At 54.1% G+C, this 16,331-nt stretch carries 13 protein-coding genes and 1 pseudogene; all 14 read left to right on the plus strand.

The window, feature by feature from the left end:
- Positions 1 to 461 precede the first annotated feature (461 nt).
- The 14 genes and pseudogenes from Q363_RS19200 (at position 462) to Q363_RS19255 (ending at position 16,119) form a co-directional block, all read left to right on the plus strand.
- Positions 462 to 1,736: an extracellular solute-binding protein gene (locus Q363_RS19200; RefSeq protein WP_169747042.1), complete on the plus strand. Its 1,275-nt coding sequence runs from the start codon at positions 462 to 464 to the stop codon at positions 1,734 to 1,736.
- Positions 1,720 to 2,349 (plus strand): response regulator, encoded by a 630-nt coding sequence (locus tag Q363_RS19205; protein ID WP_035353531.1) that lies wholly within the window; start codon positions 1,720 to 1,722, stop codon positions 2,347 to 2,349. Before Q363_RS19200 ends, Q363_RS19205 begins: the two co-directional genes overlap by 17 nt.
- A gap of 83 nt (positions 2,350 to 2,432) precedes the next feature.
- Positions 2,433 to 2,813, plus strand: a complete 381-nt coding sequence (locus Q363_RS38555) for a hypothetical protein (protein WP_245632327.1) — start codon at positions 2,433 to 2,435, stop codon at positions 2,811 to 2,813.
- 200 nt (positions 2,814 to 3,013) lie between these two features.
- Positions 3,014 to 3,644, plus strand: a pseudogene (locus Q363_RS44365) (sigma-54 factor interaction domain-containing protein); the annotation flags it as partial.
- Positions 3,645 to 4,163 carry an AAA-type ATPase lid domain-containing protein gene (locus Q363_RS44370; RefSeq protein ID WP_483782899.1) on the plus strand — a complete coding sequence of 173 codons (519 nt, stop codon included), beginning with the start codon at positions 3,645 to 3,647 and terminating at the stop codon, positions 4,161 to 4,163. It abuts the pseudogene before it with no gap.
- 160 nt (positions 4,164 to 4,323) lie between these two features.
- Entirely contained in the window at positions 4,324 to 5,070 is a 747-nt protein-coding gene (locus Q363_RS44375) for a GAF domain-containing protein (protein ID WP_245632328.1), read from the plus strand.
- Positions 5,025 to 6,479: a sigma-54-dependent Fis family transcriptional regulator gene (locus tag Q363_RS19215; protein WP_245632329.1), complete on the plus strand. Its 1,455-nt coding sequence runs from the start codon at positions 5,025 to 5,027 to the stop codon at positions 6,477 to 6,479. The genes Q363_RS44375 and Q363_RS19215 overlap by 46 nt, the downstream gene beginning before the upstream one ends.
- Positions 6,480 to 7,759: 1,280 nt before the next feature.
- Positions 7,760 to 9,244 carry an aldehyde dehydrogenase family protein gene (locus tag Q363_RS19225; protein ID WP_035353535.1) on the plus strand — a complete coding sequence of 495 codons (1,485 nt, stop codon included), beginning with the start codon at positions 7,760 to 7,762 and terminating at the stop codon, positions 9,242 to 9,244.
- Between the two features lie 58 nt (positions 9,245 to 9,302).
- Complete coding sequence (locus Q363_RS19230; RefSeq protein ID WP_245632331.1) at positions 9,303 to 11,051, plus strand: GMC family oxidoreductase; 1,749 nt, start codon at positions 9,303 to 9,305, stop codon at positions 11,049 to 11,051.
- Positions 11,052 to 11,103: 52 nt separating this feature from the next.
- A complete protein-coding gene (locus Q363_RS19235; protein ID WP_035353538.1) occupies positions 11,104 to 11,310 on the plus strand; it encodes an aldehyde dehydrogenase family protein in 207 nt (68 codons plus the stop codon).
- 105 nt (positions 11,311 to 11,415) lie between these two features.
- Positions 11,416 to 11,865, plus strand: coding sequence for a nuclear transport factor 2 family protein (locus Q363_RS19240; RefSeq protein WP_035353541.1), 450 nt, complete (start codon positions 11,416 to 11,418; stop codon positions 11,863 to 11,865).
- 875 nt (positions 11,866 to 12,740) lie between these two features.
- Positions 12,741 to 13,637, plus strand: a complete 897-nt coding sequence (locus Q363_RS19245; RefSeq protein WP_084080540.1) for an AraC family transcriptional regulator — start codon at positions 12,741 to 12,743, stop codon at positions 13,635 to 13,637.
- Positions 13,638 to 14,353: 716 nt separating this feature from the next.
- Positions 14,354 to 15,676: a glycosyltransferase gene (locus tag Q363_RS19250; protein ID WP_035353544.1), complete on the plus strand. Its 1,323-nt coding sequence runs from the start codon at positions 14,354 to 14,356 to the stop codon at positions 15,674 to 15,676.
- Entirely contained in the window at positions 15,673 to 16,119 is a 447-nt protein-coding gene (locus Q363_RS19255) for an SDR family NAD(P)-dependent oxidoreductase (protein WP_051979006.1), read from the plus strand. Before Q363_RS19250 ends, Q363_RS19255 begins: the two co-directional genes overlap by 4 nt.
- Positions 16,120 to 16,331: the final 212 nt, after the last annotated feature.

Here is a 16,331-nt window from a genome sequence, read left to right on the forward strand (position 1 = left end):
GTGAATTCCTTGCTTCATTGACTGCAATGCGAAACCGCCGAAAAGGGAGCCATCCCCCAACTCAGTGAGACAAAACTCGGCCCCCTTCCAACGGCCCCTTTGAGAGCGATTGTCAAGAACAATGGCCGAGGCTAAAATCTCGTCGGGCCCGAGGGAGTGCATCGCCCCATGCAAATCGTTGAAGAGAGAGAATTCTCGATTCGCGACCTGACGAAAAGAAATTCGTCAGCAGTGGTCGTGTTCGGTCTCTTTTTATGCCTACTAACCCCTTATACTCAGGCTCAAATCACAGCCGCGGTAACTGGCACTGTCAAGGACAAGAGTGCCACTCCAATTCTTGACGTAGAGATGATTCTTCAGAACGCCAACACAGGCGTCTGCCGAGTGTCTGGATGCGGAAAAAAGGAAGTGAGTTGCTGGAGAACTCACCCGAAAATCGCGATCGTTCCAGGAACATCTTCATGAACATCCGCGGGTCGGCGCATCGTCCATTGCAGAATACATTGACCTTCATCATTGTCCTGCTCTTTTGCATTATCTCTGGCTGTCGCAAACCCGCCCCGGCACCCGTAACTGTAACCTTTCTGGATCAGGAGTGGTCGCAGCCGGACGAATTGTCCAGAGCAGAGCGCGAATCCCGGGAGTTCACCAGGGAAACTGGAATTGCCATCCAGCACCCGCCGGTTCCCGAAACCTTGTTCTCTGCGCTCCCGCAGCAGGCCCAACTGGACCTGCTGCGTAGGTTGTTACAGGAGGGCGGCCCCAGTCCGGATGTCTTGGGTATTGATGTCATCTGGCCGGGAATTCTCGCAGACCATCTCATGGATCTGCGGCCTGATTTTGCCACCGAACTTTCGTCACAGGATCCCCAATTGGTCTCCAGCTACACAGTGCATGGCAAGGTGGTGGCTGTACCTTATCATGCTCACGTCGGCGTTCTCGCGTTTCGAACCGATCTACTCCGGCAGTACGGGTATAGCCATCCTCCGGAGACATGGGATGAACTGGAAGGCATGGCCGCCCGGATTCAGGCGGGTGAACGCACACGTATCGCGCGGGAACTGCACGATAGTCTACTTCAGAGTCTGCATGGATTGATGTTTGAGTTTCAGGCAGCCCGCAACATGTTCCCCAAGCGGCCGGAAGAAGCATTGCAGGCTCTCGATGGCGCCCTCATGGGAACTGAGTGGGCGATCACCGAGAGCCAGGACGCCATCGAAAACTTGCGCGGCACTGAGACGCCCGAGCGAGATCTCGCACAGCTGGTAAAGATGGTGGGAGAGAACTTGGTGGCCTCGCGACATTCGGACCATGATTCCCCGGCCTTCGGACTCACCGTTGAGGGCCAGCAACGAGAGTTAACTCCGGTCATTCGGGATGAAATCTACTGCATCGCACGCGAAGTGTTGCGGAATGCCTTCCGGCACGCACAGGCTCGCCGGATCGAGACGGAGATTCTGTACGACGAAGACCAGTTTCGGTTGCGTGTGCGGGACGATGGAAAAGGCATGGATCCGCAAGTCCTGGAGAAAGGCAGCCGTCCTGGACACTGGGGTTTGCGAGGCGTTCGCGAGCGAGCACAGCAAATAGGTGCGAAACTGGATGTTTGGAGTCAAGCGGGAGCGGGAACAGAAGTTCAACTGGCCGTTGCTGCTTCGGTAGCCTACCAAAAGACGTCGGGGCGCTCCGGATTCGGATGGTTTCAAAGGACTGGAAATCATGAGCGTCGACCCTAGCCTGATTCGAATTCTTACTGTGGACGATCATCCTCTTCTTCGTAGAGGGATCGCTGCTCTCGTCAACACCGAAGATGACATGAAGCTGGTCGCGGAGGCTTCCAGTGGAGAGGAAGCCATTGAGAAGTTCCGAGCTCACCGACCGGACGTGACTCTGATGGATATCCAACTACCCGGCTTGAACGGTATTGAGACCATCAGTCAAATCAAGAAAGAGTTCCCGAATGCGCGGATCATCGTTCTGACAACGTATAGCGGCGATGCTCAAGTGGTGCGCGCGATCAAGGCGGGCGCGCGAGGTTATTTGCTAAAAAGACAGGTCCATCGAGAACTCCTGGAGACCATTCGAGCTGTTCATGTCGGACAGCGGCGCATACCTCAGGAGATTGCTGTAGATCTGGTGGATCATCCCAGGGACGACCTCACCCCCCGAGAAATTGACGTGTTGCGATTAATCGCTAGCGGGAACGCCAATAAAGAGATTGCGGATCAGCTGTCAATCGGCGAAGCAAGCGTGAAAAGCTACGTCGCGAACATACTCTCGAAGCTCGATGCTAAGGATCGGGCTCATGCTGTCACGATCGGGTTGAAGCGAGGAATTATCGAGCTATAGACCCCCCGAAAGGAGGAGACGGAGACCCTCGTTTGGGCGTTTCGAGCTTGTTGCGAATACCCTAAGCTCAAGACGGAAAGGGAGTGTCCTTGCAGCGTCTTTTCTCCGCATTTCCAAATGATTGGCCGGGTAGAGGCCTTTTCCTGCAACGTGTGGTAACTGCGATGTTTCTCTTTTGTTCGGGGTTCGGGCACCTCGGGGAAGCTTCACAGTTTGGTTTAATCTTTCCGCATGTGATCGGGGCAGGTGCAGGAATACTTCTGCTCCTTGGCTTATGGACGCCGATCTGTGGAACGTTAATTGGAGTCGTTGAGTTATGGGTTGCTTTTTCTAGTGCCGGTGGTGGTGGGATTTCCATCATGTTGGCAACATCAGGTGCCACACTGGCAATGATAGGACCCGGTGCATGGTCCATCGATGCGCGTCTGTTCGGCCGGAAGCATTTCGAGGTTCCGAAGCGCTAGATGCCTTCTTCTCACCCGAAAGAGTTAGTCTTGTTCCCCACAAATGCTAGTGTGCTTCAGACTGAGTTTGCGGTTCTACGAGCGTCGATTCGTGGTTGTGCATGACCAGAAGGTCAATTATCACTCATTCATGCGCAGGAATATTCAAGCAGCAACAGGTGCAAGGCTTGAGCCTGGGAGACAACGCGATGATCGAAAGTATGCCAGGCCAAGACAATCAAATTTATCGACACGTTTCGGATTGCACTGTTAATGATCGTTTGGTGGCGATTGCCGTTGAGAAGGCGTTGGACTACGAAAATGCGATTAGGGGCCGAGACAGAGAGACGAAACAGGGGCTCCATCTCGAAGAGCAAATCCGCGCCAAGTTTGGAGAAATCGTCGGAGAGAGTCCCGCGTTGAAGACCGCGTTGGACCTGGTGTCCGTAGTGGCACCTACAGATTCAAGTGTGTTGATCCTGGGCGAAACGGGAACCGGTAAAGAGCTAATTGCGCGGGCGATCCACGATCTGAGCAGCCGCCGGGAACAGGCCTTTGTCAAATTGAACTGTGCTGCGATCCCGCTTGGACTTCTAGAGAGCGAGTTGTTCGGACATGAAAAGGGAGCGTTCACCGGAGCGATTGCACAGAAGACTGGGCGTTTTGACCTGGCGAATAAAGGCACTCTTTCTTGACGAAGTAGGCGACATCCCTCTTGAGCTTCAGGCGAAGCTTCTACGAGTTCTGCAAGAACAAGAATTCGAGAGACTCGGTAGCAACCACACGCACAAGGTGGACGTTCGTCTGATCGCCGCCACTCATCGTGATTTGCCCGTAATGGTAAAGCAGACGATGTTTCGCGAGGATCTGTACTATCGGCTGAAAGTATTTCCAATCCAAGTTCCGGCTCTGCGGCAACGTACCGAGGACATTCCGAAACTGGTCTGGCATTTCACAGAACTCTACGCTCGACGAATGAATAAGAAAATCGACGACATCCCCTCGGAGACGATGGATGCGTTGGTGCGATACCATTGGTCTGGCAACGTTCGTGAATTGCAAAACTTTATCGATCGAGCAGTGATTCTTTCTCCTCATTCGGTACTACGGGCTCCCACTTCCGAATTGGAGCCCTTCAGTGCTCACAAGGGGTCAAACCTGCCCATAACGGGTCTTGAGGAGGTGGAACGAGACTATATCGTCCGCGCGCTTGAGGCGAGCAATTGGATAGTCGGCGGACGGAATGGTGCTGCAGAGCGACTAGGAACGAAACGGACATCGTTGGTTTACAGAATGCGGAAGCTTCGCATAAGCCGTCCTACGTCCTCCTCACGAAATGGTGCCGTCGAGGGGCGTGCACTCCAGGACTGAGTCTCGCGATGGAGAGGTCTGATCCGGAGAAGACGACAACTCGCGGATGTCCGTCGCTGGCCAGCAGGCTTCCTTTTTGTCATCCTTCTCATAAGTAAGATGAGTTGAATATGAGCAGGTACCCTCTGTTATGGAGCGGCGTGCCAAGAAAGAATAGTTCATGGAGAAAACAGCACAATCTTCCGCAGATCACATATCCAGCAGTGACCGAGGGCAGAACGACTCGGGTCTGTTTTCCAGCGAATCTGTGCTCAACATTCTAAGGTTGATTCTTGCCGGATCTCCATTACCTGAGGTGCTCGCGATCATTGCTCAATTGGTCGAATCTCGTGGCGACGGCACACTATGCACCATCTGGCTTCCAGAGGATGACGGAAAGCAGATTTATTGCGCCGCGGCGCCAGGTATTCCCAGATTCGGCGAGCAGGTGGGGTCAATGCTGATTGGCCCCAAAGGCGGATCCTGCGGCACAGCCCTGTATAGGCGGGAGCCTCTATATGTGACCGATATCCTCAATGACCCAATCTGGGATCATTATCGTCACCTGCTATTGCCTTTCGGAATTCGCGCAGTGTGGTCACGGCCTTTGTTTACGAGCGAGGGTGAAGTCCTGGGAACTTTCGCCATTCATTATCGTGAAGTACGTAGCCCTGACTCCGCCGATCTGCAGTTGATCGAGAACGCCAGTCATATCGCGGGAATTGCGATTGAACGACACCTGAATGAAGAAAGATTGCGACTTGAGCGGGATCGGCTACGCTTGCTCCTGGAAATCACGAACAGCATGGCATCGAGGTTAGACATGCGTCGCCTGGTGGAGACGTTGTCTACAGATCTGCTGAGAGTGATGCGATGTGATTTTTGCGCATTGCTCCTACCGATACCGATGGCGGGGGCCTGCGTGTAACAACGCTGTACAACCCCGAGGCGCGAGGTAGTCTGTCCGACGGGACGATCATACCGAACGACGGTTCCATCTGTGGGAAAGCCTTCCTGACCGGCAAGACTCAACACTTTGAGAACTTCGAGGACGTTCGTTATGAGGTCGAACGTTCCGGTAGCAGACTAAGCCAACGTATCTTTCAACGTGTCATGGATGAAGGTTTGGTCTCGGGGTGCGGCCTCCCACTTCTCAGCAGGAACGGCGTAATAGGCGTGTTGACCGCCCTCAACCGGTCAGAGAAGGCATTCGACGTAGATGAGATCACTTTTCTCGAACAGGTCGCCCGCCAAGTTGCCATAGCTGTCGAGAACGCGTTGGATTATGAAAAGGCGATAAGGGATCGAGACAAAGAGACGAAGCAGAGACTCTACCTCGAAGAGGAAATTCGCGCCGAGTTTGGGGAAATTGTCGGAGATAGCCCTGCGTTGAAAACTGCGTTGGATCTTGTATCCATAGTGGCGCCTACGGATTCAAGTGTCCTGATACTGGGCGAGACGGGAACCGGCAAAGAACTGATCGCACGTGCCATCCACAATTTGAGTAGCCGGCGGGAACGGCCCTTTGTCAAATTGAACTGCGCAGCAATCCCGCTTGGACTACTCGAAAGCGAATTATTCGGGCACGAAAAAGGAGCGTTCACCGGAGCCATTGCGCAAAAAACAGGGCGCTTTGATCTTGCAAACAAGGGCACCTTGTTTCTTGATGAGGTCGGTGACATCCCTCTGGAACTTCAGGCGAAGTTGTTACGTGTCCTGCAAGAGCAGGAGTTTGAGCGACTAGGTAGCAATCATACTCATAAAGTTGACGTCCGCCTGATCGCAGCCACACACCGTGATTTGCCCGCGATGGTAAAGCAGACTACGTTTCGTGAGGATCTCTATTACCGGTTGAAGGTGTTCCCGATTCACGTTCCCGCTTTACGACAGCGAACAGAGGATATTCCGAGGTTGGTTCGACATTTCGTTGAACTTTTCGCCCGCCGAATGAACAAGAAAATCGATGACATCCCCTCGGAGACGATGGATGCCCTCGTGCGATATCAATGGCCCGGAAACGTGCGGGAACTGCAGAACTTTATCGAACGGGCGGTGATTCTCTCTCCCCATACAGTATTACGCGCGCCAACTTCCGAATTGGAACCGTTCAGCGGTCATAAAGGATCAAATCCGCCATGGACAGGTCTTGAGGAGGTGGAGCGAGATCATATCCTCCGAGCGCTTGATGCGAGCAATTGGGTCGTCGGCGGCCGGAGCGGTGCTGCGGAACGCTTGGGGATGAAGCGGACGTCGCTGGTTTACAAAATGCAGAAGCTCGGGATCAGCCGTCCCGTGTCCTTTTCAAAGGGTGTCGAGAGTCGTTTACAGGCGGAGTGATTCCTCCTACACTGCGTGCCGCGCCAGCCCCTGACGGGGGCCTGTCAGTGGCGGTCATCCGTCACAATTCCCGTCAGCAGGAAACTCGCTGCGTCGGACTCCTTATGAACATATATCGTTGCAGATAAGTAGCTTATGCCGCACTACAGCTAATAAAGCGCCCTCCTGCTTTTGGCAGAAATGCGTGCCTGCGTGCTGAGAGCTTCTTGAGCGGGGTTCGTATCAGAACACCACTTACCAACAGGGAGAGCAACCTTGAAAATGGGCTGGCGTCGCCCATTCTGGACATTCGCATCTTGCACATTCCAAAAGAGTTGAAAGATCACCTCTAGTCAGCAGGGCAGCGCACGACCAATACGCGACCATACCCAAAAAGTGTCATGTTATTCAAAACAGGGTGTTTACCCTAAACACGTGAAAGCCTCCCGTCCGGGAGGCTTATCTTTTGTTCCTTGTAAATCATTGATTCTAAATGGTGGCCAGAGACGGGATCGAACCGCCGACGCCGGCCTTTTCAGGGCCGCCTAGCAAACTAAGTGGTCTGGAATCAGCGGATATCATTGGGACGATTAGCGTTGTGGCCTCCTCTATTTAGGATGGTTTAGGACCATTTGGGATGGTTTCGACCGTACGATGGTCGTGTATTGGTCGCGCCTGTCAAGCCGCTCTGGTTCCCCTGGCTTCCATCAACCGTTTTATTGGCCGTATACGTATATATGATCCGTTATTGTTCTGCGGACTGAGCAATATGTTGAGCCCACACATGATCGCATGGGAGCGCGCATCTACTACCTAAGCTGGGATGAGATCGCGGCTTTTGACAGTTCCCGGTAAGTTTTTTGGGGACTGCGAACGAGCCTGGCTTAAAGAGATCGCACCCAGCCACCTATCAGCTCTCCAACTCTCTGACATTCCCTCTGCCTCCTCAGTTTTTGCAACGGAGCCCCGCCCGATCCCGCAAGCTCTAAAGTTTGCGTGCGGATTCGGATAGGGAGTTCCTTTGGAGCAGATCGCACCACCGTCGCAGAAATTTCCAGATGAATTGAAACGTAACGGATTACTGCGAACACGGGATTCCGCCAGATGGATTCTGATGGTTTTGGGAGGATTGGCCGCCTCCGCAGTCGCGACGAAATGTAAGCAAGATTCGTTGGATGCTGACTGATTTCTTCTAACACCGAGGAACTCTTTCTACGGATACCTGAAGCTTATCCAGAACTTCAGAGCTAGCCACGCAAGAAGACGCTCCCTCATAACGGCTTGATGAAAGGACTCTTTGTATGAAGTCAAATGGAACTTCCCCATCTATTCCCCATCCCAATCGCGAGCAAGCGCTAAAAAAAGCTCGTCTGACCGCCGGGTTTCCGAATATAGTAAACGGCCAAAGAATCAACTCTTCGAGGTCGATAAAGATCTCCGATCCTGTGACTGGAGAAGAACTTGCAAGCGTGGCCGACACCCAGAAAGATGGTCTCGACCGGGCGGTCCAGGCTGCAAAGGCAGCGTTTCCCCTTTGGAGCAGCAAGACCTGGAACGAGCGAAGGGATCTTCTTCGAAATGCCATGGAAGAGCTCAAAGCTCATACCGATGAGCTTTGCACGATCCTAACAGCGGAAAACGGCCGGCCTTATAGCATGGCGCAATGGGAGATCACATGGGTTCTCGATACCTATGTCCCGGCGTTGCTTCAGATGGAACTGCCAGATTCGACATGGAATGAAACCGGTGTCGGACAGATCACGAAACGCTATGTCCCACTGGGTGTTGTCGCAGCGATCAGTCCGTGGAATCTTCCGTTCTTGCTGTCATTCACAAAAGTGCTTCCATCTCTGCTGGCCGGCAATACTGTTGTCCTGAAGCCTGCGGTCTTTACCCCTCTTACGGTACTTCGAGCCGCCGACTACATTCGTGAGATCCTTCCTCCCGGCGTTTTGAATGTGATCAGCGGAGGGGATGACCTTGGCCCCTGGATGACGTCCCACCCGGACTTCCAGAAGATCTCTTTCACAGGATCTTCGGAAACGGGAAGCAAGGTCTTTGCATCCGCCGCTCCAACCCTGAAACACCTGACCCTTGAGCTAGGCGGGAACGATCCCGGTATTGTCCTTCCGGATGCCGATCCTCAGGCAATCGCCGAGTACCTGTTTCAAAGCATGTTCCTACTCAGTGGCCAGGGGTGTATCACCCTCAAACGCCTTTTCGTGCACGAGAGCATCTATCAAGCTCTTACGAAAGCACTCATATCGTGTGCTCAACGTCAGAAACTGGGCGATGGGTTTGATCCCGAAACCACACTGGGCCCTATACAGAATCGCCCCCAGTTCGCTCGCATGCAAATAACATGGGAAGAGATTCAAAAGGCGAAGGCCCCGATCCTCTATCAAGGGGAAGTTCCATCGGAGGGTGCCGGCATGTTTTTTCCCGTGACCCTCCTGGACAATCCGCCTGCGGAAGCAGCTTACGTAATCCGGGAAAACTTTGGACCATTGCGCGCCGTTATCAAGTACAAGGATCTCGACGAAGCCGTCCGGCTGGCCAACGGGACCCCATATGGCCTCGGAGCTTCCGTATGGGGTAAAGATCCTGAGTCACTGGACGCCGTTGCACGTCGGCTTGATGCCGGGACGGTTTGGATCAATCAACACCTCAATGCCCATCCCAACGTTCCATTCAGTGGTCATAAGAATTCAGGGATTGGCGTTGAATTCAGCGAAGATGGGCTCAAAGAATTCTGCAATGTGCAGGTCATCGCGAACAACCGATAGGCGACAGAGCTGGTTCTGCAGTCGCAGAACCAGCTTGTCCGGGGCAAAGAACATAACGATGACCTTGAGGATCGAGCGATCGGTGCGCCTGGGAATCGTGGTTTTTTACGCTAAGTGCCTCACATCAGAAAGGAGCATTAATATGAGTTTGAATCATGGAAAACAATCAGCGGCAGATTTCGCGAAGCGCGTTCGTGGGAACCAGCGGAAGCTCAGGGACGGTCTAAAGTCGCAGTACGACTTCATCGTCTGTGGGTCAGGTTCCTCCGGATCAGTAGTCGCGCGCCGCCTGGCCGAAAATCCCAACGTCAGCGTGCTCTTGCTCGAAGCAGGCGGCAGCGACGAGGCGCCAAGCGTGAAAGAACCGGCTCGCTGGGTTGAAAACCTCGGGAGCGAGCGCGATTGGAAGTTTGTGGATCAACCCAATCCACACCTCAAAGGACGTTCCATGCCGCTAAGTATGGGCAAGGTGCTCGGCGGGGGATCGAGCATCAATGGGATGGGTTGGGCACGCGGACATAAGAACGATTGGGATTTCTTCACATCCGAGTCCGGCGACACGGCATGGAACTATGAGTCCGTACTCAACATCTACCGTCGGATTGAAGACTGGCAGGGCGCCCCAGACCCCACGCGCCGCGGAACCGGTGGATTGGTTTTTGTGCAGTCCGCACCTGACCCGAATCCGATCGCTCCCGCCATGGTGGAAGGAGCGCGTTCCATCGGGATGCCGACCTTCGATAGCAACAATGGCCGTCTGATGGAAGACGGCGGCGGGGCCTCTATTATCGATGTGAACGTACGCGACGGAAAGCGCCTATCCGTCTTTCGAAGTTATGTCTTCCCTTACATGGACCGGCCCAATCTGACTGTGCTCACGCACGCATTGGTTACCAAACTGACCTTAGAGGGAAAGCGAGCCACTGGTGTAGAGATCGCTTTTAACGGAAAAATCCAACGCATTACGGCTAGACTCGAGGTTGTTCTTTCGTTGGGCGCGATGCACACGCCAAAGGTGTTGATGCTGTCTGGCATTGGCGATGAGGCTGAGCTACGACGCCTGGGCATACCGGTCGTCCAGCATATTCCAGGTGTGGGGCAGAACTTTCAGGATCATTTTGGTATTGGCTGTGTCTGGGAGTATCAACAACCGCTCGCTCCTCGCAACAATGGAGCTGAGGCGACGTTCTTCTGGAAGAGCAATCCTGGTCTTGACACTCCGGATTTGCAGACCTGCCAGGTGGAAGTTCCGCTGTGCAGCGCCGAGACAGGCGCTAAGTTCAATCCATCGCCGGCTTCTTGGACATTGTATGGAGCTGTCGTGCGGCCGAAAAGCCGAGGCCAGATTCGCTTGACCGGGCCCAACCCCGACGACCCTATACAGATCGAGGCCAATACGCTGTCCCACCCGGACGACCTGAAGGCCGCAGTAGCGTGCGTGGAACTTTGTCGCGAGATTGGCAATTCGGCCGCGCTTCGACCCTTCACAAAAGGCGAAGTCATGCCTGGCAACCTGAGAGAAGCTGCACTAGAAGACTTTATTCGCGATGCGGCCTCCACTTACCACCATCAGACGTGTACCGCAAAAATGGGGCGCGATTCAATGTCGGTCGTAGACGGTCAACTTAAGGTCTATGGGATCGAAAACCTTCGCATCGCAGACGGCTCGATCATGCCGCGCGTGACCACCGGCAATACCATGGCTTCCTGCATCATCATCGGCGAGCGCGCCGCTGAGCTGCTGCACACCGCACACAAGCTTTCAGATGTCGAAGCTTATTCCGATCAGGGAGCTGCCTTGCGCTGATGCGTCTCGGATGTCGAAAGGCTGCCCAACTTAAGAAGGAGAGTAGATCACGATGAGCACAAGAAACACCGGAGGAAAGATCCGAGAAAACTTTGGACCATTGCGGGCTGTTTTCAAGTACCAGGACCTCGACGACGCCGTCCGGGTGGCCAACGGGACCCCATACGGCCTTGGAACCTCCGTGTCGGGTAAAGATCCTGAGTCACTGGACGCCGTTGCACGTCGGCTTGTAGGCGTCGAAAGAGTCCACCTCCGATAGTGCACGGACCAATCCGAAAATCGACTGAGGCTCTTATATTTGTCCCTCCAGATGCCAGTGCGGAGAGATCGATTGAGCGGAAACAAGATGCGAAGGAGAACAGAAATGGTTGAAATGGTGGTTGGAATGGAAGCTCTGGAAGGGGGGGTACTCACTGTCCTGGAACGTCTAAAAAATGGAAAGATCGAAGATGCGATCGCCTGTTTTGCAGAAGAGTTCAGCTTCAAAGACCACGGGGTTGATCTGAAATTCAAGAACAAAGAGCGCTTGGCTGAGTTCTTCCGAAAGGCACGGGAACTGTACCCAGACTCTTTGCTGCAGACTGACGTAATCTTCGCGAGCGGCGATCGCGTGATCAGTGAATGGACCCAGCAATATACAGCGACGGAGGCCCTTCTTCCTGCAGGCCCACTAAAAGTGCCGATCTGTTTGCACGGGGTATCTGTCGTGCAGATCGAGAACGGGGAAATTACCCGATGGTCGGACTACTATGACGGACGGACCTCGCGCTGCACTGGCTTAGCTTCATATTTCACCGACTGGGTAGAACTCTGAACGGTGCTGTGCCTGCTGCAGGAGCCGCATGAAGAGAACCAAGTGCGAGAAAAATTGGGGACTCACCAAAGCCTCCACGTAGGAAGTTAGATCAAACCAGCGAGATTGCGCACCGAAGATCGTTCCTCGCGCTGTCCAGGTCGGTTGTGTGACAATCGTGCGCCATGAGCGTGAAAGGCCGTGAGGCCAAGTAGCGCGTAACTGCTTATCCGATGAGGGTAGGCCCCTCGGAACCGGCTTACAGGAGCAGGTTCCAAACCACCTTCGGCGGCTGTGGCCCAAAGCCATGGTCGTGAGCGCGGAAGGAAAAGGCCTGGCTTTGACCGGGTCAGGTATCAGGCAAGAAGAGGACCCCAAGGGAACCACCGTTGAAGTGTCGAAAGCAATGTGACGATATCAAAACCGCGGCGTGATTGTTACTGCGGGACAAAGCTCCGACGAAACCTGTTTACGGGCGGAGTGGCATCCGGCATGAGAGGTGGCCTGAGCTTGCCAATGAGGCGGGTAGGCGGAACATGGGAAGTCTTCAAGTGATGCTAAGAGAAAACCTATAAGTGTGATCCACGAAAGGGAAATATCGATGCACTTGAAGATGGCGGATCATCCTGTAGTAGCGTTGAAGCGTCTGTAACGGACGGGAAGCGAAGAGGATGACATAGCTCGACGGAGGGCTTGGCCAACTGGGCAACCAGGAGGAGCCTCTACCTCCAGAGTCGGTTTGATCTCACAAGAGACAAGCCTCAGCTATGAAGAGCCGTGTGAATCGAGAGGTTCACGCACGGTTCTGTGAGGGCCTCGGGGTGAAATTCCCCGGGGCTACTCGACCAAGTGAATCCGTACCAAGGGGGTGACCATCCAATAGCTGTGGGCAGAAGATGAATTCTGAAAAAGAAAGCGCATTCCGCATCCTCTCTCATCGAGGGGGTGCCGTGCAGCCGATGTTCGATGCGGCCCCCATCGGGCCCTTATCTCCCTCATCATCCCTGCTTGTGGAGCGCCGCGACCTCGAACCGACAAGCTGGCAATCGCATTTTCTTAAAGAGCAGCTGCTCCATTTTTTTATGAAGCCCGCGGTGATTGGCTATTCGTTGAAAGACGCAGCTATTACCAAGATTCCCGTAGCCCATGGCCAAGCCGTGTTTTGTCCTCGAAGAGAATGGCACAACATCCGCTGGGCCGAGAGGATCAGTGTGCTTTCGATCAGAATACCGGACTCCGCATTAATGGAAGCGGCACGTGAACGTCTCGCGGAGAGATCACTCGAAATCGTGCCGAGGCACGTAGTCACAGACGACCGGCTAACCCATCTGTTGTTTGCCCTGGATGCGGAACGAGCCAGAGGCTATTCGACAGGAAAACTGTTTGTTGATTGCATTGAAAGTGCCCTGGCCAACATACTCTTAACTTCTTTCAACACTTTCGCTCCGAGATCGATTCCTAGCAGAGGGGGCATGGCTCCTCGTGTCCTTCGGCGCGTTGTTGAGTTCATGCACGCAAACATGGACCAACAAATCGGCTTGAAAGACCTCGCTGACTGTGCGGGCCTGAGTTTGTCCCATTTCTCATTTCAGTTTCGCGCAAGCACAAACCAAAGCCCCCACCAATACATGCTTCGGCTCCGCATCGAGCGAAGTAGGGAACTGCTTGCGAATTCCCGCCTCTCCGTTCTCGACGTCGGATTGGAAGTGGGGTTCCGTAATCAACAGCATTTCGCAACAGTCTTCAGAAACTCTGTTGGCGTCCCGCCTTCCGTGTATCGCACTCAGCTGTAGTCCCGATCACATCAGACCTTTCTTCGCCCTGGCCTCCCTTATCGCGGCAGAACCTGGTGAGACGATTCTCGTCCGACAAGGAACGCCACTCGTTGACCACGAAGAGCAGGTCGAGTGTCATCAACGGCATCTGAACAGCGGCAGCGATTGTGGTGAGAACGCGAAGACCGGTCGTGTTGGCGATTGTGGCCCTTCCGACGGTGCTTAGGGAGTTCCTCTGGAGCAGATCGCACCACCGTCGCAGAAATTTCCAGATGAATTGAAACGTAACAGATAAAAGCGAACACGGGATACCGCCAGATAGATTCTGATGTTTTTAGGACGATTGGGCCAGCCCAAATCGCGACTAAATGTACGGATTCGTTGGATGCTGACGAAGTCCAAGTTGGATTAGGAAGGAAGACTATGTTGCAGGTTGCATCGATAATGCCGGCTAACAAATCGAAGAAGGAAGTCCGAGCGCTGGCGCCATGGGGGCAATCAGATTGCTGCACGCGAGCTACTCCCCTCATACCTCACCTTCTAGAAAATACTGAATTGATATTGAGGGCGGCCTGTGAGGACACCCGCGTCTGATCGCAAGATGCTTTCCTGCTACGGTTCCTGTTCCGGCCTGCTGCCTTCGTCGAAGTGGAATGAAACTGGGGACGAAATGTTGATGTATCAGTTAGGGTCAACCCCCCGATGTCACAACGGTCTTACGGGAGTTGTAGAGAATGAAGATTGGTTTTCTCAGCATGCCGCTAACCGGGCACTTACATCCAATGACGGCGTTAGGCCGCAAGATGCAGGCGCGCGGGCACGAGGTAACATTTTTCGGTCTTCCGGATGCTGCGCGCATCGTCCATAGCGCCGGTCTGGACTTTGTCCCGTTCGGAGAGGAAGAGTACCCCGTCGGGACTACGCCTGCAATGTATGCGCGTCTGGCAATGCTCAAGGGAGAGGATGTCGTGCGCTACTCCTTCCAGGAGATGCATCCGCAGCGGACCAGCATAACGTTGGAGCAACTGCCGGAAAAGCTTGCTCACAGCGGCGTAGAGGCTCTCGTCCTTGATACGATTCATTTCTTCGCCGAGCTTGTTCCGATGAGCATGGGTATTCCCTATGCGCATATCTGGAATGTGCTGCATATCGACAGCTCCGGAGCGACGCCGCCCTGCTTGTTTGGCTGGGACTACGAAGACACGCCCGTGGCGAGGGCCAGGAACATGGAAGCCGTCAAGAAGATGAGTTCTGTGTTTCAACCGATTCAGCAGGTGGCACGGTCCTGGGCAGAAAACCATGGGTTGCAAATTGATTGGGACACTCCAAATGCAACCATTTCCAAACTGGCGGTTATTACCCAGACACCGAAAGAGTTCGACTTCCCAGACGTTCCCCAGGCTCCGGCATTTCACTACGCTGGTCCCTTTCATGACGATTATGGGCGAGAGACAGTGGCCTTTCCCTGGGAAAGGCTTACCGGCGAACCGCTGATCTATGCCTCTATGGGCACGCTGGTGAATGGCTTAACAGATGTTTTCCGCATCATTCTGAAGGCGGCGGCCGCTATTCCGGGACGACAGCTGGTCCTCTCTATAGGCAGCAATATTCAGATGGATGACATTGGCCCGATCCCGGCAAGCGCCATCGTGGTTTCCAAGGCTCCCCAGATAGAACTGCTCAAACGAGCCGAGCTGTGCATTACCCATGCCGGCATCAACACAACGGTCGAATCGCTCGCGCTCGGTGTTCCGATGGTGGCGATTCCGGTCGGCTTCGATCAGCCGGGCATTGGTGCCAGAATTGTCTACCATGGTGTGGGTGAATCGGTACCGGTCGCCTCGATGAACAAGGAAAATCTGTCTGGAGCCATCCAAAAAGTTTTAGGAGACCCGACCTACAGGGACACAGCGCGCCGGTTCCAGAGAACGATTGCTCAGACCCATGGACTGGATCGGGCAGCCGATGTGCTCGAACGAGCATTTCAATTAGTCGACGAGTCGGGGATGGCGGTCTGGGAGACAAGCAACTCGTGGGCCGGAAGGAGCAACAATTGAACAGACTTCAAGGGAAAGTTGCCGTCATCACAGGCGGCAGCAGCGGAATGGGATTCGCCACTGCAGAACAGTTCGTTAGCGAGGGAGCGCATGTATACATCACTGGCAGGCGAGAGAAAGAACTCGATGCTGCTGTTGCGAAAATTGGAAAGAACGTCGCGGCTGTCCAGGGGGATGTTTCCAACATGGAAGCCCTTGACCGGCTCTACGCGAAGATTGCAGAGGAAAAGGGGCGCGTTGACGTTGTCTTTGCCAATGCAGGCATAGGAAATCAGATGGCTCCTCCCGGCTCCATAACGGAAGACCAGATTGATCGAACATTTAATGTCAATGTGCGCGGTCTCATATTTTCTGTTCAGAAGGCTCTTCCGTTTATGCATGAGGGTGCTTCAATCATCCTTAATGCGTCCAGTGTCAAGGGCGGAGTAGAACTAGGCCACTGAGGCGGAGCAAAAGTAGGCCAGTAGGAGGTAGTTGGGTTGTAGTGAGATTGACGGGGGAGAAGGGCCGCTGGAGCGTAGCGGAAGCGGCCCTTCTCCCCCGAGGCGCGTTCGGAGGGGTAGAGTTCAGCGTTCGGAGGATGGTGTCCGTTTGCGGCGGCTCTGCTTGAGTCGGTAGCTGTCGCCGTTCATCTCCAGGATGTGCACATGATGGG

It is taken from the genome of Edaphobacter aggregans DSM 19364 (assembly GCF_000745965.1).
Classification (GTDB): Bacteria; Acidobacteriota; Terriglobia; order Terriglobales; family Acidobacteriaceae; genus Edaphobacter; species Edaphobacter aggregans.